General features: G+C 41.9%; 19 protein-coding genes and 1 tRNA gene. 9 read left to right on the plus strand and 11 right to left on the minus strand.

Going from position 1 to position 21,217, the window contains the following annotated elements:
- The first annotated feature begins 219 nt into the window (after positions 1-219).
- The 5 genes from AAEY78_RS02945 (at position 220) to AAEY78_RS02965 (ending at position 6,608) form a co-directional block, all read left to right on the plus strand.
- Positions 220-1,563: a bifunctional folylpolyglutamate synthase/dihydrofolate synthase gene (locus AAEY78_RS02945; RefSeq protein ID WP_352337191.1), complete on the plus strand. Its 1,344-nt coding sequence runs from the start codon at positions 220-222 to the stop codon at positions 1,561-1,563.
- A 214-nt stretch (positions 1,564-1,777) separates the two neighbouring features.
- Positions 1,778-2,827 (plus strand): LysM peptidoglycan-binding domain-containing protein, encoded by a 1,050-nt coding sequence (locus AAEY78_RS02950; RefSeq protein WP_352337193.1) that lies wholly within the window; start codon positions 1,778-1,780, stop codon positions 2,825-2,827.
- Positions 2,828-3,003: 176 nt separating this feature from the next.
- The gene (locus AAEY78_RS02955; RefSeq protein ID WP_352337194.1) at positions 3,004-3,579 is read left to right on the plus strand and encodes a DUF2726 domain-containing protein; all 576 of its coding nucleotides are present in this window, start codon (positions 3,004-3,006) and stop codon (positions 3,577-3,579) included.
- A 179-nt stretch (positions 3,580-3,758) separates the two neighbouring features.
- On the plus strand, positions 3,759-5,237 hold the full coding sequence (locus AAEY78_RS02960) for a hypothetical protein (protein WP_352337196.1): 1,479 nt from the start codon (positions 3,759-3,761) through the stop codon (positions 5,235-5,237).
- An 87-nt stretch (positions 5,238-5,324) separates the two neighbouring features.
- Positions 5,325-6,608 carry a hypothetical protein gene (locus AAEY78_RS02965; protein WP_352337198.1) on the plus strand — a complete coding sequence of 428 codons (1,284 nt, stop codon included), beginning with the start codon at positions 5,325-5,327 and terminating at the stop codon, positions 6,606-6,608.
- Positions 6,609-6,650: 42 nt separating this feature from the next.
- On the opposite strand, the gene AAEY78_RS02970 is transcribed toward AAEY78_RS02965, so the two are convergent.
- The 4 genes from AAEY78_RS02970 to AAEY78_RS02985 form a co-directional block, all read right to left on the minus strand.
- Entirely contained in the window at positions 6,651-7,673 is a 1,023-nt protein-coding gene (locus AAEY78_RS02970) for a DUF1853 family protein (protein ID WP_352337200.1), read from the minus strand.
- A 102-nt stretch (positions 7,674-7,775) separates the two neighbouring features.
- Positions 7,776-7,931: a hypothetical protein gene (locus AAEY78_RS02975; protein ID WP_352337202.1), complete on the minus strand. Its 156-nt coding sequence runs from the start codon at positions 7,929-7,931 to the stop codon at positions 7,776-7,778.
- 276 nt (positions 7,932-8,207) lie between these two features.
- Positions 8,208-8,447, minus strand: coding sequence for a hypothetical protein (locus tag AAEY78_RS02980; protein ID WP_352337204.1), 240 nt, complete (start codon positions 8,445-8,447; stop codon positions 8,208-8,210).
- 98 nt (positions 8,448-8,545) lie between these two features.
- Positions 8,546-8,716 carry a hypothetical protein gene (locus AAEY78_RS02985; RefSeq protein ID WP_352337206.1) on the minus strand — a complete coding sequence of 57 codons (171 nt, stop codon included), beginning with the start codon at positions 8,714-8,716 and terminating at the stop codon, positions 8,546-8,548.
- 273 nt (positions 8,717-8,989) lie between these two features.
- Between AAEY78_RS02985 and AAEY78_RS02990 the strand changes: the two genes are divergently transcribed.
- Positions 8,990-10,930 carry an acyltransferase family protein gene (locus tag AAEY78_RS02990; protein ID WP_352337208.1) on the plus strand — a complete coding sequence of 647 codons (1,941 nt, stop codon included), beginning with the start codon at positions 8,990-8,992 and terminating at the stop codon, positions 10,928-10,930.
- A gap of 400 nt (positions 10,931-11,330) precedes the next feature.
- Here AAEY78_RS02990 and AAEY78_RS02995 read toward each other — a convergent pair whose 3' ends face one another.
- The 7 genes from AAEY78_RS02995 to gatC form a co-directional block, all read right to left on the minus strand.
- Positions 11,331-11,627, minus strand: coding sequence for a hypothetical protein (locus tag AAEY78_RS02995; protein ID WP_352337210.1), 297 nt, complete (start codon positions 11,625-11,627; stop codon positions 11,331-11,333).
- Positions 11,628-11,730: 103 nt separating this feature from the next.
- A complete protein-coding gene (locus AAEY78_RS03000) occupies positions 11,731-12,789 on the minus strand; it encodes a RelA/SpoT domain-containing protein (protein ID WP_352337211.1) in 1,059 nt (352 codons plus the stop codon).
- Positions 12,790-13,099: 310 nt separating this feature from the next.
- Positions 13,100-14,134, minus strand: coding sequence for a tyrosine-type recombinase/integrase (locus AAEY78_RS03005; RefSeq protein WP_352337213.1), 1,035 nt, complete (start codon positions 14,132-14,134; stop codon positions 13,100-13,102).
- A 161-nt stretch (positions 14,135-14,295) separates the two neighbouring features.
- Positions 14,296-14,372 (minus strand) — tRNA-Pro (locus AAEY78_RS03010).
- Positions 14,373-14,483: 111 nt separating this feature from the next.
- Positions 14,484-15,995, minus strand: a complete 1,512-nt coding sequence (gene gatB, locus AAEY78_RS03015; protein WP_352337215.1) for an Asp-tRNA(Asn)/Glu-tRNA(Gln) amidotransferase subunit GatB — start codon at positions 15,993-15,995, stop codon at positions 14,484-14,486.
- Positions 15,995-17,491, minus strand: coding sequence for an Asp-tRNA(Asn)/Glu-tRNA(Gln) amidotransferase subunit GatA (gene gatA, locus AAEY78_RS03020; RefSeq protein ID WP_352337216.1), 1,497 nt, complete (start codon positions 17,489-17,491; stop codon positions 15,995-15,997). Before gatA ends, gatB begins: the two co-directional genes overlap by 1 nt.
- A gap of 66 nt (positions 17,492-17,557) precedes the next feature.
- Positions 17,558-17,872, minus strand: a complete 315-nt coding sequence (gatC, locus tag AAEY78_RS03025) for an Asp-tRNA(Asn)/Glu-tRNA(Gln) amidotransferase subunit GatC (protein ID WP_352337325.1) — start codon at positions 17,870-17,872, stop codon at positions 17,558-17,560.
- A 611-nt stretch (positions 17,873-18,483) separates the two neighbouring features.
- Between gatC and AAEY78_RS03030 the strand changes: the two genes are divergently transcribed.
- The 3 genes from AAEY78_RS03030 (at position 18,484) to mreD (ending at position 21,132) form a co-directional block, all read left to right on the plus strand.
- Complete coding sequence (locus AAEY78_RS03030; protein WP_352337218.1) at positions 18,484-19,515, plus strand: rod shape-determining protein; 1,032 nt, start codon at positions 18,484-18,486, stop codon at positions 19,513-19,515.
- Between the two features lie 115 nt (positions 19,516-19,630).
- A complete protein-coding gene (gene mreC / locus AAEY78_RS03035) occupies positions 19,631-20,485 on the plus strand; it encodes a rod shape-determining protein MreC (RefSeq protein WP_352337220.1) in 855 nt (284 codons plus the stop codon).
- A gap of 164 nt (positions 20,486-20,649) precedes the next feature.
- The gene (gene mreD / locus AAEY78_RS03040) at positions 20,650-21,132 is read left to right on the plus strand and encodes a rod shape-determining protein MreD (protein ID WP_352337222.1); all 483 of its coding nucleotides are present in this window, start codon (positions 20,650-20,652) and stop codon (positions 21,130-21,132) included.
- Positions 21,133-21,217: the final 85 nt, after the last annotated feature.

A 21,217-nucleotide genomic window follows, 5' to 3' on the forward strand; every position in this document is an offset into this window, starting at 1 on the left:
CGTGATTAAATAACCAGATAGCATTTATCGTCGATGGACGGTAAGTGCTATTTTTGGTTTTTGCCTTTGGTTTTTTGTGGGCTTGTTATACACTTGCCTAAGTAGTGAATGTTGTATTGTTTTTTCTATTATTTAAGAATTTTATCTTACTGCTGCTACGTTTTTGACGCGCTATTGTTTATTCCTACTTATTTTCCATTTTTATTATAGGTTTTGTTCATGTCTGTCTCTTTATCATCTCAAGCTGTGCATACACCTACCAGTCACTCTAACTTAACAGAATGGCTCGATTATATGCAGCAAATCCATGTATCTGCTATCGATATGGGATTATCACGCGTGTTGCCCGTGGCGGAATATTTGGGCGTGGTGCAATCGGCGAAAGATGATGCGTATGTGTTCACGGTTGCAGGCACCAATGGTAAAGGTTCAACCACGGCGGTTATTGCCCAAATGTGCCAAGCGGCAGGCTATAAAACAGCGCTTTATCAATCGCCGCACTTAAGTCGTTTTAATGAGCGCGTACGCATTGATGGTGAGATGGTGAGTGATGAAACCTTAATTTCGGCTTTTAGTAAGGTTGAAGATGCACGGCTGCATTGTGAGTTGACCTTATCGTTTTTTGAGATGACAACCCTAGCCGCGCTCTTAATCTTTGCGACCGCGGATTGTGATGTGTGGGTGTTAGAGGTGGGCTTGGGCGGGCGCTTAGATGTGGTCAATATCATTGACCCTGATATGGCGGTGATTACCAATATCGGTATCGATCATGTCGATTGGTTGGGTGATAATGTCGAGGCTATCGGCGCGGAAAAGGCAGGCATTTTACGCGATGATATTACCTTAATTTACGGTGCAGCTGAGATGCCTGACAGCGTACAACAGCGTATCACAGCACACAATGTCACTTGTTATCAAGCAGGACAGGATTTTAGTTATCGCGTAGATAATAGCGCGACATGGCACTATAGTAATGCCGCAGTGACCTTACAGTTGCCACGCCCAGCATTGTCGTTAATAAATACTACCAATGCCTTGTCTGCAGTAATGGCAAGTCCGCTTAAGGTCGATATAGCTGCAATAAAGCACGCGCTGACCACCGTTAAATTAGCGGGGCGTTTTGATTATCGTGAACTTGTTCATCGTCATTGGTTGTTTGATGTGGCGCATAATGAGCAAGGAGTAAGTTTTTTATTAAGCCAGTTAATTCCACTTTGGCAACAGCATAGTGCCCAGCAAGCCAATAAAACCGGCACGATTAAAATGCTGTTTTCCATGTTAGGCGATAAAGATATCGAGCTGGTGGTGCAGCGTTTGACTGCTGCCGATTTACCAATTAGTGAGTGGTTTATTGCCGAGATTGATTATCCTCGTGCAGCAACTGTTGACCAATTACAAAGTGCCTTAGCAGAATATGTTGACCCAGCTCAAATACAGGTGCTGCCTACCTTACACCAAGCCACGCATGCGGTTATTAATAACAGTCAGGCAACAGACTTAATTGTCGTTTGTGGCTCTTTTCATACGATTGGCGAAGCGTTATCAGCACTTGACGTTGAATAATGTAGAATAGTAAACAAATTGTTTCTCGTATTATATTAGTAGCCCTTTGACAAGCACAGTCTAATAGCAGACAGTATGAAAAATATGTCTTATAATCAAGCGGTTTAGGTACAAGATTATATTAATCATAGCTACTTAGTTTTGCTTGCTAAGATGTGCAAATGATAGATACTCCGAACAATCGACCTTATTATCAGCTAAGAGATGGCAACAAATGAATTTTTCAAGACAGGCATTATTGGGCGTTGGGATGATTGTAGGTGGCATTGTAATGCTATTTGCTATGGTGCAACAGCTGGGTAATCATGAAGAAAAAGACTTAGCGCCTACTACTGTCAGTACAGCAGACACCTATATATTGCCATCAACACCGTTGACCATAGATGTAGAAACTGAAAAGCGGCTGTTGGCACAAAAGCAACGAGAGCGGGAGCAGCGGGTTGCCAATCAAGAAAAACAAGCTGAACTGTTCTCAGAAGCCCAAGCCAGTGCCGAATCACAAGCCTTGGCAAAAGCGCGTTCGGAGAATCAACAATATATCGATAGCAGCAAGCCAGTAGCAGAAGACGTTGAGCCTAAAATTGAGATTAGCCAGCCAAAACTGCAACCGCGACCGGCTGCTACCGTTACGCCTACTGACACTACATCTGTTACTGCTGCTCAAAAAGAGGACGCTAAAAAAGTAGAAGATAAGAAAGAAGCTCCCAAAGCCGCGGTTGACTATACTATTGAAAAGGGCGATGGTTTATTAAAATTATCGAAGCAATATAATGTTTCTGTAGCGGCGTTAGCACAAGCCAATAAAATTGAGCCATCTGCAACCTTGCAGATAGGGCAGGTATTAACCGTTCCCTCACGTAAACAAATCGAGCGTCTAGAACGTGAAGCCGCCGCAGCTGAAAAAGTACGCGCTGAAAAACGTGAAGCAAAGCGTAAGAAAGAAGAAGCTTTAGCCAAGAAGTCGGTAGATGCCAGACAAGATGCTCAAAAAAAGTTGAGCGCCGCGCGTAAAGAGGTCAAAGAAACCGATGCCAAAGGTAGTTTTGGTGTACAGGTGGCATTGGCATCAAACCAAGCATCAGCTGATGAGCTGGCCAAGAAGTTTAAAGCAGCAGGATATGAGGTAAAGACCAGCAAAACCAGTCGCGGCGTACGCGTGGTCGTGGGACCTGAACGCGGTAAACTTGCTGCGTTGGCACTAAAAGACAAAGTAAATAGCGATCCAGATGTCAATACTACCAGTGCGTGGGTGCTGTATTGGTAATTATAGCTTATCTTTAGATATATTCTTAATAATTTTTACTGATTAAATTCAGAGATAAATTTCTCAAAACACGGCTGTTATGGTCGTGTTTTGTGCGTTTTATACTGGCATTATTTATGTCTGCGCAACTGCCCATTTCCGCTCTTATTTTCCTCTTTCTGTTATAAGGTAAAACCATGCTCGTTGGTCTGGTATTTCTAATATTCGCGCTTATATTTTTATGGCTCATTGTACGTTCAAAGACTGTGCCCGAATCTGAGGCGACTGTTAAAAGCGTAGAGCATGAATTTGATTCTTTAACTGATTCTGAGCCTGTGCGCGGTGATGAGCTTACTATTTGGCCGTTTGCGCCAATGCCCATCATGACCGATACCGAAGTCTTGTTTTTTGATAAGCTTAAAGATGCGCTACCGGATTATCATATTTTTGTGCAAGTTCAGCTTTCACGTATTATTGCAGGTAATAGTGATGACGTTGCTGAGCGCCGTTTTTGGTTTAATCGAATTTGCCGTCAAAGTGTGGATTATGTGATTGTTGATAATGATGCGCAGACTACTTTGATTGCCATTGAGCTTGATGACTGGACGCATAACAATAAAGCGCGGCAAAAAGCGGATGATAAAAAGGATAAGGCTTTAGCCAGTGCGGGTATTCCTATCGTGCGTTTTCATGCTGAGCGCATGCCGACGACCGCGATGATTAGACAAGAATTGCTGCAAGTGATTGAGACTTATTCTATGAATAGATTCTAGTTTAGAAAAATAAAGGAAGTGATGAATATGGTAAGAGAGACATTAGTTTATATTTATGTAACATTAGCGTTATAAATACTTACTTTATATACTAATTTGACAAATAAATGTATTATTCTATGAATGGTAGTAAACATAAGTTTTATAAAACGTCTGATACATATATAAGGGATTATACGATGAAAATATTTCAGCTAACGGCGTTAGCACTTGCCAGCACGCTATTATTGGCAGGTTGTGGCAGTGATAACGACAGTAACATTGGTTCTAACAATAATTCTGGCTCTCCTTCTGTTCCTCCTAAACCACCAGTTAATAATAATGTTACTGAGCTTAATCAAGCTAAGGATATTATTAAAACCGCTCAGCAGTTCGTGTTAGATAATAAAGCCATTACTGACGCCTATAAAGGGGCTAGTGATATTTTGACAGAGCGTCAGCAGCAACGTATTAATGCAACCTTTGAGCTGCCAAGTGTGCTTTATTATTACATGAAAGAAAAAAATATCACCACCTTAAATGCAGCCAGTATCAATGCCTTAGCCAAGAATACAGAGTTTAACAATTACTTAAACGGTATCACGTTGCTACCAAAACCTGACTTTGTTGCCACTATAAATAATAAAGGACAACTCAGCCTAACAGGCGCTAGCAATGTCAAAACTGAGACATTCGACTATTATGATTATGTTCTTAACCCACAAACGGGTCAGTATGAGCCTACAATGTCTACGGATAACTTTGATGTGGTCTATAAAGGTTTTGTAGATGCACTGACTACCACGGAAAGCGCCACTAGCTTTACAGGTAAGTTTGGTTTTGACAGTATTAATATCGGTTCAGGAGCGGATGCAGTCGTATTTACTTCCCCATCCAAAGGCATCACAGTTACGGGTCAGTTCAGCGATAAAGTCACTGTTGATGACGAGTTTGACTTAGATGATATCAATAGCGCTGGCATCACCCTTGAAAAGGCCGTTATGAAGCTTGGTAGTGTCAAAGTGCAAGCCAATGACAGCATAATCGAAGCTAAAGATTTTGAGCTGGCATTTTTAGGCATGAGTCATAAGCGGGCAGATGGTCAGTTAGTGACACTCACGTTGCCAACGACTATCAAATTGACGGGTCATCTGATTAAGGGCATGCCAGCGACCAATGCGAGCATCACCTTAAATGCAGTGGCTAACGAAGCTGATATCAAAAACATTGTTAAAGTCACGGCACAAGGTAATCTCACAGAAGAGACCAATCGTTTTGTGGGTATGGATGTGTTATTAGCACTCAAAGGCACTGTGGCTAAAAAGAATGGCACAACGACCGCCACTATTCCTCTTGATATTCAAGCAAATTTAAAGCGAACTGCGCGTAACGTGATTGAACTACAAGGTTTGAGTGCCTGGGTTGATGGCAAAAACTTATATGTGACTGGCAAAACGAATTTAGATGCTAATTATAACGTGGTAGGTAGTCAGCTTAAAATCACTCAAAATAATGCTGTTATCGTGCTGAACGTTGATGCGAATAATGAGTTCATAAAAGATAGCATGGGTAAATTGTCTGACATCATGGTGAATGGTAAAGATTTTGGTGACTTATTAGAGAATAATGGCAAGCTCAGTGCGAAGTTCACTGATAATAGTGTTATTCCACTAGGGTAGATTTATCCTTTATTTTGTATAAAAAGAGACAGCTAACCCTGTCTCTTTTTTATGCTTGAGACCTTTTTTAATACCAGTGAGAGTACTATGTCTATAGATTATACCTGCCGCGCTAAACCATCAAGGCGGATAGAACAATCGCCTAAGATTATGCAAAAGATTATAAAAAAAAGTAGCCCTTATCTTCAAAGCACTTTATCCATTAACTTATTAGTGCTGATGAGTATGGGTATCAGCACCTCTGCTATGGCGCAATACCCCAATCTTGCATTTATCGAAGCTCCGGCTGTGGCAAGTAAATGGAGAGCACCGCAAGTGGCTAATGAGATAACGGCAGAGGTTATGATTACCGCGCATAGCCCAGCGCAGCCGATTGCAGCTTTTATTAAAGAGTGGGATGCGCCATTAGATTCAGGTGAGCATGCCTATGCGCAAGGTCGCATGGCGGTAGAGGTGCGCCCAGCCGACAGTGCAATTAGTTATGGGTTGGGCTGGCGTTATGATTATATGATGCGTTTTAATCAAGACACTGCCGATTTATACTGGCAATATAAAAATAAACAAATTCCCAATAATGATCAGATATATCCTATCTATCTAGAGGCGAAGCATAATGAACGTATTGGCGCAAACATAGGTTTTACCCAGCACGTTGCGCCTAATTGGCAGCTGACGGCTTATGCGAATCTTTGGAAAGGACTGCATGCGCTTGAAGGCGATGCGATAGGGACATTGACCTCTCAAGTAGCTCTTGAGGGCGAAGCGGTTAAGAATATCGATCGATTAAATAGCATTAAAACCGATTTAAATTATTATTACGACAAGCCTGCTCTTGGTGAGGAAGACTTAAATTGGTATCCCGATAAACCGGCAGGTTACGGCTATTCAGTAGATATTCAGCTGGCAGGGCAGATAACGGATAAGACGGCGCTCATGCTTCGTGGTTATGATGTGCTTGGGCGCATGCACTGGCGAGACATGCCGAGTACCGAGTATGTCTTAGATTATGATGTCAACAGACGCCCAACCAACGATACGCGTGGTCAATTGGACACCAACAATATTATTCAAACGCTGCCTTGGCGTATCGAAGGCAGTCTGTCTCATCAATTGACAGATAAATGGCAGCTTGGTGCTCATGCCCAAGCGAACGACATTGAAACTCTGTATCAGCTGTCAGCCGGCTATAAGCTAGATAATCCGTCTATGCCCATACCTATCATTGTGACTGGATTAATAGAGCCACAAACACGGGCACTTGGCTTAGCGATAGACAGCAAATACGGCGGGATTAAATTATTGACCGATGATATTGATTCTGAAAAAGCCAAACGTAGTGAGATTAGCTTATATGGGCGTTATAACTGGTAAACCTGCGTTAACGGCAAGGGATAGTTAGTGAAAATGCGTACTTTAATCCTGAGCTAAATCGCTATTCTGATATCGAGGATAAATGACGAGCGGTGTACTACCATCAAAGTATTGCCCAGTCTGAGGCAGCGAGTGCGGTTGCCAAAGGGGCGGGGTCAATATGGCATCATCATAACACGCACGCTGAGTAAACCACTCTATATAGCGAGCGCGGCGCAATCTACTCATATTAATATGAGCAAGGTGAGCGCTGTCGCGACTGTCATACCAGCGATGCTGTGGGAATGTTGGGCTAAGCCAGTCAGGACGATGAAACTCAGTGAGCGTAATAGGTGAAAAAAATCGTCCTTTTATCACTGCATAACGTTTATCAATAATAACGTTTCCATGATTTTTGGTATCCACCGCCAAAGTACGAAATTGCTTAGTCTGCATATGAGTCATTTTGCGCTGCAAATTATCATTAGAATTAATCCCCACCCAATTCACCGGTGCAAATGGCGCTGACCCCATAAAGAACTTAATTGCTAACTCCCAATGTTCCGTCAGCTTTTCTTGATGGTTATACAAAACTATGTCTAGCTCCCCAGACGTTTGCTTGCCGCAATATAACTGCACATTGCTTGCCAGTATCTCGTAAGGATGGTAACCGTAGGTGAAGCCATCCGTTAACCAAAACGACAATAATCCTTCAAAATGAAACCCCAACCGACTGGGACTGGGTCGAGCCAGCAAGTAACGGGTTAGTACTTGATAAGCATTGGTGCTATCAAGTATCTCTAAACGCTCTTGATATGCCTTATATTGGGCGTTCCAAAAATCTGCACTATGTACCGAAATTTCAGCGGTACTTTTATCAGTACTATTAACACTGCTTTTATTATGGCTTCCATCATCGTTTTCATTATCAGTAAAATCAATCCAATGGGTAAGCACGTTTGGGCAGGCAAGTGCAAAAGCTAAATCGCGGACATACGGGCGCTGATACTGCTCCCAAGGGGCATCATCGCTAATATTTGAGTGATTGCTAAGCGTCGGTAAGGGGAGAGCGGTTGGCTCAGACATAGGTCAAACCATGATAATAGGAAAGCAATTACCCTAACGCCTTGTTGAATAAATGTCTAGCTGTCATGCATATGAGTTAGGGTAAATGAGGTTCTATTATCTTTACAAAATAGTCGTGATGATATAAATATTTAAATGAAGAGTGGATGGGTTTATCAGTATCGGAATGAGAATAGGCAGTAAAAAGGTGAGGGCGTTAATTTGCCATTTTGCGGATTTATAGAATTTTAGCTTGGCAGGTTTGTTTTGTTGGGTCATTGGTATAGCTCCATGTTATGCCGTAACGGTCTACGGCGGTTGATGGTTGCTAGCGTCTAGGTTATGTCTATGAAATAGTTCTATATAAGAATGAAGGAGGCATAACTCATATTATGAGATAATTCAGGCAGATCGTTCTCCATTCATCATTGCGCTAAAAAAATGTTTATGCTCATGTCTTTTTGATAGGATTCAGATGAAGGCTGTAGCCAGAGGAGTCGATTATCATGTCCATCGAATAGTTTTTGAATGTGTTCGTTGTTAGGAAGTCGAATATCATCCGTCACAATCAAATATTTGGCTTTGAGGCAGTGTGTGTTTGTATAAGTAGTAGAATATGCTGCGCTTAATACTCTGCTTAAAGTGATCAAGCACAAACAGCATCTTGCCATAGAGAGCACCAATGACGTTAATTCGCTTTTCTGCTTGCCAGTTGTAGCTATTAATACAAGGTTTGCCTATCAGGGCGTAGCCATAAGGACGAATAGTTTCAGCCTCAAAGCTACTTTCATCCATATAAATAATGGGACAGCCTTGCTGCGTAAAGCTATTAAGCTTATTCTGATATATCGCTCTTTTTATCGGGCAGGATTTTGGGTGTTCCAAGATGTTTTTTAACTGATGCCAAGGCGATTTAAAACCGACTCAATGCCTGATTTGCTGTACCCTAAACGCTGCGCTTGCTCGTACATATAATCGTCTGGATTAGGCGTTAAATTCTGCTGCCAGCTGTGGATGGTGATGGTGCTAAGCTCGTAAAAAGAAGCAGCTTCTCTAACGGCCATGCCATCAGCGATGCTAGAAAGCACCTGTTTGCGAAAGTCTATTGAGTAAGTTATATTTTATTTAGTTAATGGTTTTGGTCTATATATTGTATCGATTTTATGTGAATTAGACTATATACCGTAATGAAATCCAGATTTTTAATTTAATTGCTAGCTTTTTTGTTTGAATATTTAGGTAGTCACAAAGTTAAAAAAGTAGGGCTTGCTATACTTATACTTACAAAGGTTATATACTGCTAACATTTTTTACTACGGTTCTTGGTAATTAATCATATGAAATTTAGAAAAGATATCAATGGCCTGAGGGCAATAGCAGTAATCGCTGTTGTGCTATTCCACTTCAATGCTTCTTGGATGCCAGGTGGCTTTGCTGGGGTTGATGTTTTCTTTGTAATTTCAGGATTCTTGATGACAGGGATAATATTTAGAGGTGTCGAACAAAAAGAGTTTTCTATCTTGAAGTTCTATGTCGCCCGGGCAAATAGAATTATTCCTGCTTTAGCACTGCTATGCTTTATATTAATGGTTTTCGGTTGGTTCTATCTCACACCACTAGAATACAAAGCATTAGGTAAGCATGCTGCCAGTAGTGTAGGTTTCTTATCTAATTTCATATATTGGTCAGAAGCAGGTTATTTTGACGCAGCTTCTCATGAAAAATGGCTATTGCATACGTGGTCATTATCGGTGGAATGGCAGTTTTATATAATCTATCCGTTAATCTTGGTTGCTATGCGTAAGCTTATGTCTATCAAGACAATGAAATCGATGCTTGTATTAGGGACAGTACTAGGTTTTATATTTTGTGTGATTGCTTCTTACAGATGGCCTGGCGCTTCTTACTACCTATTACATACTAGAGCATGGGAGATGATGATTGGTGGAGTCGCTTATTTATATCCTTTCACCTTACAAGAAACGAGAAAAAAGCTTTTCGAGTTAGTGGGTTTAGTTTTAATTATAGGTTCTTACTTTCTTATATCAGCCGATAACCCTTGGCCCGGTTACTTAGCACTATTTCCTGTTATCGGCTCTTTCCTTATTATTCAAGCACAGCGTAATAACAGTATCATCACAAGCAATATAATCTTCCAGAAAATAGGGATATGGTCTTACTCTATCTATCTTTGGCATTGGCCTCTTGTGGTGGTTATTTATACATTCTCCCTTCCTGAATATTATATTTATTTAGGCATGGTACTTTCCATACTTCTTGGCTTCTTAAGCTATAAGTATGTTGAAAAAATCAAGTTCCGAAATGATTTTTCCAGTTTGCGTAGCTGTTTTAAAAGTAAGCCGATATATATTGCTGGAATTATAGGAATATTAGCAATAATAATTTTTCTAAACTCTGATGCATTTATGACTTACCGTTTATCAACAGAGCAAGTTACAATAGTAGAGCAACAAAAAAGGGATTCTAGGGAAGCTATATGTGGAAAAGTAGAAAACGGAGTATCTCCAAACTGTACTTATGGGGATGGTCCAGTGAAAGCAATTGTCATAGGCGACAGTCATGCGAATGCTCAAATGGTTGCCATTGGTAATAGAGCAGATTTAGCGGGTGGAAGCGTTTTGAATTTAGGACTCGATAGCTGTCCCACGATAAAAAACGTATATATGGTTGATGAGCATGGAAAAAATCCAGATTACAACTGCGGTCAATTAGTAAAGAACGCTATCCTCATGTCATCTATAAAATATCCAGGTGTTCCCATTATAATCATAAATAGAATGTCAGCATATTTGTATGGAAACATTGAAAAAGAGAATTATCAATTAGAAGCACCACGTTATTTTATTAATCAGTTGTTTAATCACATAAACAGTGAATATAGAGATAATCTAAGTAAGCATATGACACAGACTATATGTGAGTTCAGAAAAACTAATCCTGTTTATCTAGTAAGACCAACTCCTGAGATGATAGAGAATATACCATCGACTATGTTTCGATCTATTCAAATTAATAATAACAAATCGATTCAGATAAATCGTAGTGAATATGATCAGCGACACTCTTTCTCTTTTGAAATACAGGATAAATCTGTGGAAAGATGTGGTGCAAAGATATTAGATCCTATTCCTTATTTATGTGATACTGAGAAATGCTATGGAGATATTAATGGTATTCCACTTTACTATGATGACGATCATTTAAGTGATTATGGATCAGCACTCATTTCGCCTATTTACGATGAAGTATTTAAGTAAGAATAAAAAATATACTACTTCTTTATCCTTTAAGTTTATTTATATTAGGCCGTATCTTTAATTTGAAAAATTAAAGATAAATCTCTTTAAGATATGCTAAAGACATAAAACATATCAAATTTTTTAGAAAGGAATGAGCAATACTAAAAGTATTCTACCACGTATTTTTCTAGATACGCTTTTATAAAAAAGAATATAGATCTTTACAATCGTAAGTATGTGTAAACTATTCACTGTTAATCTTTTAAACTATTGTAGTAGAGTTCAGATAAAATACATAAAAATTAATCAACTATTCAGATAGTCGATTAAATAGGTCATCGTTTATTTCATTAAATGCGATTGTTAATAGGATTGTATCGATTTTATTTAGATTAGACTATAGTAACAAATAACTGTCTTAAGTAAAAGGTTTTAATAATTGGCTCTGTGAGCGTTCGCTCTTGGATTCAATGTATTTTTGAATGAACTTCTTTAATATATAATGAGCATCAAGGTTAGTAATACCACTTTCATTTAAAATTGCTCTAATATTTAAATGATCTTTATATACAAAATCATAATATGTAAACTCAATTTCATTCTCTGAGTTACGCTCTATTGCATCTATATCAGGATAATCATTAACTGAAAGTTGGAGACTTTCATCAATATTTAGAAAATGTTCATAAACATGAATAGCAGTAGTAAAGTCCATATCACACCCCTACACCCTTAAATCAAAGTAGGTGCAAGGCAGTGACAGCATAAGGGTGTGAATAGCTGTCGTTCGGGTAATTAGTCCTAGCCTTACATGGTCGTCACTTGCTCAGTTTTTGGCAAATATTCTTTAGGTTCTTAATAAAATCTTGTGTATCTAAAAAGTAGTTGGGATAAGCTTTTTTAATGTCCTTTAAGTTACCTGCTGCTATCAGTACCACCTCTATATTAGGCGTATGCTGGGTCGCTATTTCACGCAGTTTGTAAAAGCTTTCGGCAACTTCCAACTGTGACTTAGTAAAGGGAATCAGGCTTACGGCTGGGCTGTCCTTACTGGTGTCTAGCTCCATCAAATGATATTCATCACTCTTGCTGCTACTGGTTTCAATGTGCTTAGCAGTGATCAGTAAACCTGTAAGATTGGCAAATATCTGTAATTCTTGTTCAAGGGTCATTAATTCATCTGCCAGCTCATGAATGCTTTTACTTGCCAATTCCTCAATGATGGGCTGCTTCTCATGGTGGGCAAATAAAGCACTTACCAGCTTAAAAAAATGCTTAAATTCTTCCGCACCCTCACCCGTTTTGAATGATGATTTTTCAACTAGTCCTAGCGTTTCCACAGCGGTTGCCCATGAATGTTGTAGCTTGGTTCTTATCTGTAGTTCAATGAATAAGCCGTCCAATTCGGGCATATTCGGGTTTTTATACTTAAAGATTTGATGCAAGCTTCTATAACCATCAGGTTTAGGCAACTGAATATAATCATAAGGCGGTAGTAGGGCTTCATGCTCAAACCGTCCTTTGCTCTTTACAATGTCATCATGCAAGCGGTAAACGTCATTAACAGTAGGTAGCACTACGCGTATGCCACCAATATCTTGCATTCGTGACAGGCTCATACTGGGAAAACGGGTAAGCTTGCGAACGATAGAGGGGGCACGTTTTAGGCGCTGAGCAATGATAGGGGATTTAAAGCCCAGTCTTTTTACCTTACCTCTTAGCATGGCTTGAAAGGTATTGATCGGATAACTGTGTAATGACCGCCATTGCGACATGACCGCCATTGCTTGCTCAAATTCATCAGCGGTAGCATCAACATTAATTAATACTTTACCTGCCTTTTTTACCTTTTCTCGGCTTGGTACGTCATATGCCATAGTCTTAGCCCTCATACCTGATTATTAGAATTAGCCTAGCTTTTGCGCTTGTTGTTTGAAGTTGCCGTGTATGACGTTATCAATCTTGCCAGCGTGCGCCTTATCAATAATTATGATGCTCTAATGGCATCCTAAATTTGGTGTAAACTTTTTTTGCTGGCTTACCTGCGTACACATCGCTAATAAAGTCAGCCCATTTGTGCATCATGTTAATTCTATAATGTAAATACTGCGCCCCGTTGTATGGCTTGCTGATCTTGCTCCCTTTTTCATGTGCCAGCTGTAGCTCTATCGCTTCGTGCATGTATTGTTATTCGTGTAGGGTAATGCTGGCAAGTCCACGGAAACCGTGCCCCGTCATTCTGCCTTTATAACCCATGCGCCATAGTGCCGTGATAAAAGCGTTTTGACTGTAGGGCTTACGGGTTGAGGTATTAAAGAAAACGTATTGATCCGAAAAACATAACGCCTTGATTTGCTCTAAGATTGTCATTGTTTGCGGTGTAAGCGGTACTAAATGCGGTCTATCCATTTTCATCTTGTCGGCTGGTATGCGCCATACCTTAGCTTTGTAATCTATCTCGCTCCATTCCATAAATCGCAGTTCTTGCGTTCTTACAAACGTATAGCATAAAAACCATAAGCCAAGCTTCACCAATAGATCATCATCATAGGCATTAATATCTTGAAGTAGTTTAGGTAGTTGCTGGCTGGTGATACGGCTATGGTGCTTCACCTTATGCGGTTTTAAGGCTTCGTTTAGGTCATTGGCTGGGTTATGGGTTATCAATCCCTCACGTACGGCTTGCTTGAATATCTGCCCCGTTTGACGTATCGCACGCCTAGCCATATCAGTAGCGCCCCGTGCTTCTACTGACTTACCAATAGCCAAAATATCAGGGGCGGTTATGTTCTCTATGCTCATGTGACCAATAACGGGCTTAATATCGCGTTGGTACTGTGAATAGTCACGGCTGTAGGTAGTGGGGGTAATGTGGGCTTTGCGGTCGTCGTGCCAGCGTTGCGCTAGGGCATCAAATGCTTTTGTACCGTCAATGTCTGCTTGTTGACGCTTCTTATCATGCTTTGGGTTGATACCTTGCCCTATGAGGTCTTTTATCTGTTGGTTACGCTGGCGTGCATCGGCTAGGCTCATGGCTGGATATTTGCCAATAATCAGGCTCTGGCGCTTGGTTGCATACTGATAGTCACATACCCATACTTTGCTGCCTGTACTACGCACCCATAAGCGTAGGTTATTACCATCACTATATTTATCAGGTCGGCTAGGGGTGCAAGTATCGCTAGGTTTAAAGCGTTTGATTTGGCTATCAGTTAATGACATGACGGTATATTTCCATGACGGTATAAAATATACCGTAAAATATACCGCATTATTACATGGATTACCATGCTTTATGATGGGCTATCGTGTAGGGCATAACGTTTGAAACGCCCATAGAAAAAGGGCAGACGGTCAATGACGGTCTGCCCTAATATAATGTTTGGTCGGAACGGCAGGATTCGAACCTGCGACCCCTACACCCCCAGTGTAGTGCGCTACCAGACTGCGCTACGCCCCGAATGACTGACTATTTTACGCAAAATCGTACATATTGCAAGGGTTAATTCTTCCCTACGTTGATTACTCAGTATTGCCGTCTGATAGTCAGTTTATAGCGCACGATATTGGCTTAACCCAATAACTCTTTTAGGATTTGATTAACCTGTTGCGGATTGGCGCTACCGCGACTGGCTTTCATCACTTGACCGACCAGACCGTTAAAGGCCTTTTCTTTACCGCCGCGATATTCTTCGACCATCACTGCATTCTTAGCGATGACCTCTTCAACGATGGCTTTGATTGCGCCCGTATCGGTTTCTTGCTTTAGACCTTGAGTTTCAATAATCTGATCAGCAGCGTCATCAGCATCGCCACCTGCGCGTTCATATAAAGCGCTAAAGACTTTTTTGGCAAGCTTACCTGATAGGGTGTCATCATTGATACGTTTGAGCATATTTGCCAATTGTATGGCGCTAATGGGCGAGTTGATGATATCAGTATCGTCTTTATTTAGCGCACCTAGTAAGTCACCCATGACCCAGTTAGCCGCCATCTTCGCATTTTGTTGACCAATTTCAGCGACGACGGCTTCAAAATAATCCGCAAGTTGACGGCTGCCAGTTAAGATACGCGCGTCGTATTCTGATAGACCAAATGCTTCTTCGAAACGCGCGCGACGGGCAACTGGTAGCTCAGGCATCGCTGCACGAATGCTATCAACGGTGTGCTGTTCAATGCGCACCGGTAGCAAGTCAGGGTCAGGGAAATAGCGATAGTCGTTGGCGTCTTCTTTGGTACGCATCACACGAGTTTCATCGCGCTCTGGATCATAGAGCATTGTTGCTTGCAGAACTTTGCCACCATCTTCGATGATGTCGATTTGACGCTCAATTTCGCGGTTGATGGCGCGTTCAATATTACGGAAAGAGTTTAAGTTTTTCAGCTCAGTACGCGTACCCAAGTCAGCGCCAGGCTCGCGGATAGAGACGTTACAATCACAGCGGAATGAGCCTTCTGCCATAATCGCATCGGATATACCAAGCCAAGTGACCAGCTGATGAATCGCTTTAATGTAGGCAAGCGCCTCGGCAGCAGAACGCATATCCGGCTCAGAGACGATTTCAATCAAAGGCGTGCCAGCACGGTTAAGGTCAACGCCGGTCATACCTTCGACAGCATCATGTACTGATTTGCCCGCATCTTCTTCTAAATGCGCGCGCGTGATGCCCATGCGTTTAGGATATTCGTTTTTCTCGCCTTCATTTACCACAACGTCGATATAACCTTCACCGACGATAGGGTTTGCCATTTGGGTAATTTGATAACCTTTTGGCAAATCAGGATAAAAATAGTTTTTACGATCAAAGGTGTTAAATAAACCCAATTCAGCATTGACGCCAATGCCGAATTTGAGGGCGCGTTCAACCACGCCCACATTGAGTACAGGCAAAACGCCCGGTAATCCTAAGTCGACAATACTGGCTTGGCTGTTCGGCTCATGACCAAAGTCAGTTGGAGCGCTTGAGAATATTTTACTTTCTGTATTTAACTGACAATGGATTTCAATGCCGATGACCACTTCATAACCGTCAACGAATAGCTCGCGACGCACGGTATGATTACTGCTCGTTACTGCATTCATTATACCGTCTCCTTGGCGATGGTAGAGTGTTGTAAATGATGGTCGGTGTGCTGCTGGAATAGATGCGCGGTAGTAAGCAGTTGGCTCTCACACCAATGCTGACCAATCAGTTGTAAACCAACAGGCAAGCCATTAGCTGTCAAACCGACTGGCTGACTAAGGGCAGGCAGACCGGCAAGATTGACCCCAATCGTATACACATCACCCAAATACATAGACGCAGGATCTAAATTTTCGCTCAGCTTATATGCTGCGGTCGGTACAGTTGGGCTAGCAATGACATCACAATGAGCAAAGGCATCAGCGAAGTCTTTAACAATAATACGGCGAATTTTTTGTGCTTTAGTATAGTAAGCATCAAAATAACCAGCGGATAGGGCATAAGTACCCATCAAGATACGGCGCTGTACTTCAGGACCGAAGCCTTCAGAGCGTGAGCGCGTGTATAAGTCGGTTAAGTCTTTTGGGTTTTCACAGCGATAGCCAAAGCGTACGCCATCAAAGCGTGATAGGTTTGAGGAAGCTTCAGCAGGGGCGAGCATATAATAAGTCGCAAGGGTGATTTCTGGGTCAGTGATATTGACTTCCACAATCGTTGCGCCAAGCTCTTCATATTGCTGTAATACAGCGCGTACCAATTGATTTACTTCGGCATTTAAACCCTCACCGAAATATTCTTTTGCCACCCCAATGCGTAATCCAGCAAGCGGCTTATCACCGGCTTTTACCGCTGCGTCATTCATATCTTGCACATAATCTGGCATATCATATTTAATAGAGGTTGCATCACGTGGGTCATGACCAATCATCGGTTGCAGTAGATAAGCACAGTCTTTAGCACTACGCCCTAAACTACCTGCTTGGTCAAGGCTTGATGCATAGGCAATCATCCCAAAGCGTGAAATACGTCCATAAGTGGGCTTAATACCTGTCAAACCACAAAATGATGCTGGTTGACGAATCGAGCCGCCTGTATCACTAGCGGTTGCAACGGGCACAAAGCCAGCGGCGACGGCGGCAGCACTACCACCTGATGAGCCACCCGGTACGTGCTCAAGATTCCACGGATTTTGCACCGACCCATAATAAGAGCTGCTATTATCAGAGCCCATTGCGAACTCATCCATATTCAGCTTACCAAGGCTAATCATGCCTGCTTTATCAATATTGGTAACGATGGTCGCATCATACGGCGAGATAAAGTTATGCAGCATTTTTGAGCCACATGTAGTCAACACACCTTGGGTACAAAAGATGTCTTTGTGCGCCATAGGTACACCAAGCAGAGGACGCATATCGCCTTGCGCGCGCATCTCATCTGCTGCTTTCGCTTTGGCACGTGCCGTCTCAGAAGTATGGGTAATAAAGCTATTAATCTTGCCATCTAGCGCATCAATACGCTTAATAAAATGCTCGGTCAGCTCAAGGCTGCTAAATTGTTTGTCTTGTAAGCCTGTAATCAGCTGCTCGGTACTTAAATGATGTAACTCAGACATAAGGGGTCGTCCGTCAAAATGTTAACTGCATAAGATAAGACTAAATGAGGAGAGACTAGCGATGGGTTACTCAATCACTTGCGGCACTAAGTACAAGCCTTGCTCAACTGCTGGTGCCATCGACTGATTGCGCTCGCGATTGATATCATGCTTGGCGACGTCTGCGCGCAGCTCTTGGCAAGCTTCATGAATATTCGCTAAGGGGGTTAGCTCGCTCGTATCTACGGCTGCTAAAGTATGCATCAAACCTAACACCTTGCTGATGTCATTGGCGTAGCTATCAGCGGTTGCCTCATCCACCCCAAGCCGCGCAAGGTTGGCAACTTCGAGGATTTCTTGACGGCTGACACTACTGTCAGTCGAGGGCGTTTGCTGGGACATATTTGACATGGTTTCTCCAGTAAAAGACAGTATTGATAAGAACAATAGTGATAAAAATAGTATTAATAAAAACAATGTTAATAAAAACTGAAATTGGTGATATAACACCAGAATTGTTTGATAAAAGGAGCGCCAATGCTGCGCTTTACGTTCTATACCCTCATTAATGGCTTATTATAAAGCATCTGACCCAAGTTTACAGAGTGCGACGTACGATTGCTGCACAAACCGTCAACCTTATAGCAGCCTCAACTTGACATAGTAGCGAACAGGCATGAGCTGAGCCTTACTATTTTAAGAGACAAATCAAGTTCTTAGTAAAATGATAGAATGCCACTCAAGTTTATAAGCCTATGTTAATAAGCATTTTATGCTTAATGGTGATATTTATAAAAAGTAACGAGCCTTCGCTGGGTAAAGACCTATGTTTTTGTACCTTAAGTCGGTATAATTTAGCCCATTTTTAGCATTATCGTTTAGGTTCAATAGGTCAGGCAGGTCAAGTGTGGCAATGCTAAATATAGCGCCCGCTTAATCCTTTTAATCCTTACTGACGGATAATGCTCAAATCTCTCATTCGCCTTATATGCAAGACGCTGGATACATTAGTCATGAACCTATTTGGATTTTTATCAAATAATATCGCAATCGACCTTGGTACTGCCAATACGCTTATTTTTATTCCTAATAAAGGCATCGTGTTAAATGAGCCAACGGTCGTGGCGTTACGCTCTCAGCCGATGCAAAACCCGGTAGTTGCTGCCGTTGGTGCTGATGCCAAGCAAATGCTTGGGCGCACCCCAGCCAATATTACTGCCATTCGTCCGCTAAAAGACGGGGTGATTTCTGACTTTGATGTGACCCAGCAGATGCTCAGGCATTTTATTGCCAAAGTAAAAGCCAAGCGTTTTTTAGCACAGCCCAAAGTAGTGGTTTGTGTGCCTTATAAATCAACGATGATTGAGCGCAAAGCCATTCGTGCCGCCGTATTATCCGCCGGGGCAAGTCGAGTGTTGTTATTAGAAGAACCAATGGCAGCAGCGATTGGCGCAGGCTTGCCGGTTCATGATGCCAGTGGCTCAATGGTGGTTGATATTGGTGGCGGCACGACAGAAATTGCGGTGATTGCCTTATCCGGTTGTGTGTATGCGCAGTCTATTCGTATCGGTGGCGATATGTTTGATGAGGCGATTATTAGTTATGTGCGCCGTAATCATGGCTGCGTGATTGGTGAAACCACAGCTGAGCGTGTCAAGCAAGAAGTCGGCACTGCGATTAATGATGAGCGCCAGCAAATAGAAGTGGAAGTTCGCGGACGTAGTATTGCAGACGGTATGCCCAAAACATTAATGGTCAATTCAGCGGACATTCATAGTGCGTTGCGCGAGCCGTTAAACAATATTATCAATGCCATTAAATCTGCATTGGAGGACACGCCACCTGAATTATCGTCAGATATTGCTGAGCGCGGTATTGTCTTAACAGGCGGTGGGGCATTGTTGCGCGATTTGGATACCTTTATCTCTAAAGAGACAGGCTTACCGGTGAGCGTTGCTGAAGACCCATTAACCTGCGTTAGTCGCGGTGCTGGTACGGCGCTTAGCTTTATTGATAATAAAACTCTAAGTAGCATTTTTGTCTAAAACGTTTTAATAAAGCCATTTGTTGTTATTCTTGTTTTGATTAAATGGCTGTCTACATGCTTAGCACTATTTACCTTATTATACGCACACTGTACATCGACTTATTAGAACCTTTATGACGCCAAGTATGTTTGCCCGCCAGCCATTATCTCTGCGTATGATTGCAATCGCTTTGGTAGCAGCAGTGATTTTAATGTGGATGGATTATAAGAATCCTGCATGGTTTGCGCCCATTCGTCATACCAGTCAGGCAGCGCTCCAGCCGATTTATGAATTGTCACTGCTACCCAGTCAGGCAACTCATTGGGCAAGTGGACGTACGGTATCAAAAGAAGCTTTACGCCGTGAAAATGTGCAGCTTAAAGCGCAACTGCTGCATGCCGATGCCAAGCTGCAACAGCAAGATTATATCGTGGCAGAAAACACCCGTTTGCAAGCAATGTTATCGACCACCATTCCTGAACAATTTACCTTACATTTAGCCCAAACGATTGGGACAGATACCAATCCGCTTAAACAAATTGTGGTCTTGAATAAAGGCGCGCAAGATGGGGTAAAAGTTGGGCAAACGGTTATTGATGAGTCGGGAATTCTTGGGCAAATTATCACCGTTTATCCTAATACCAGTCGCTTGATGTTAATCACAGATGAGCAGCAATCGGTAGCAGTGATGGTCAAGCGTACCGGTCAGCGTGGTATCGTGACTGGTAAAGGGATACCAACGGCTTTAAGGCTCAACTATGTGTTTAAAAGCTCGGATATACGCGTGGGTGATGAGCTGATATCGTCAGGGCTTGGCGGACGTATGCCGGCAGGTTATCAAGTTGGGCGTATCGCTCGGGTTAAAGACACCCAAGCGGATAACTTTAGAAGCATCGAAGTGACGCCAGCAGCTAATTTTATGAATAATGCCTACGTGCTAATTTTACAACCTAAGCCGGTGGCAACTACCGAGCCAGTAACTGAATAAGTGACTGAATAAGTAAATGAATAAACTTTTAACTTAGTTATAAGGTAAATATCCATTACGATAGCTACTGCATTATCCTTATGAAACTAAGCCGTTAAAGCAAGTAATGAAAGTAATTATTTAAAGCAGGCAGTTGTTACAACAGACCGTTAAGGCACATCGTTATGGCGCATGCTCACTCTGAGTACAGCACTGATTCGTTATTCAGCGTTATTTTTCTAAGTTTTATTATCGCCTCAGCGCTTAGTGTGTATCCACTCAGTCCCAGCGTTGCCGAGCTGCGCCCCATATTGATGGTAATGGTACTGATTTTTTGGCTGATATTCCAAGCCCGCCATGTTGGACTAAAGACCGCATTTGCCATTGGTATTATTATTGACTTATTGATGGATAGCCGCTTGGGTCTGCATGCTTTTGCAACGGTGCTGGTAGTGTTGGTTATTAATCTTTTAAGTAGACAACTAAAATCATTAACAATGGCAACAGCGTGGTTGATGGCGGCAGTAGGACTGTTGAGTTATCAGCTTTGCCTATGGTTGTTACTGCCGATGCTGCAAAATACTGCGGCAACTCAATCAGCGTTGCCGTTGCTTTCAAGTATTATTAGCTGGCCAATAGTATTGCTGCTGTTGCGCCGCTTTCGCTGATTAGCTCACAGTTAATCAATTAATTCATTAAACATTTTGCTTTTAGAAGCTTTTTATAATTAACATGTAAGTCACTATTTATTAA

Origin of the sequence: Psychrobacter sp. 16-MNA-CIBAN-0192, from assembly GCF_040309565.1 — a bacterium.
Classification (GTDB): Bacteria; Pseudomonadota; Gammaproteobacteria; order Pseudomonadales; family Moraxellaceae; genus Psychrobacter.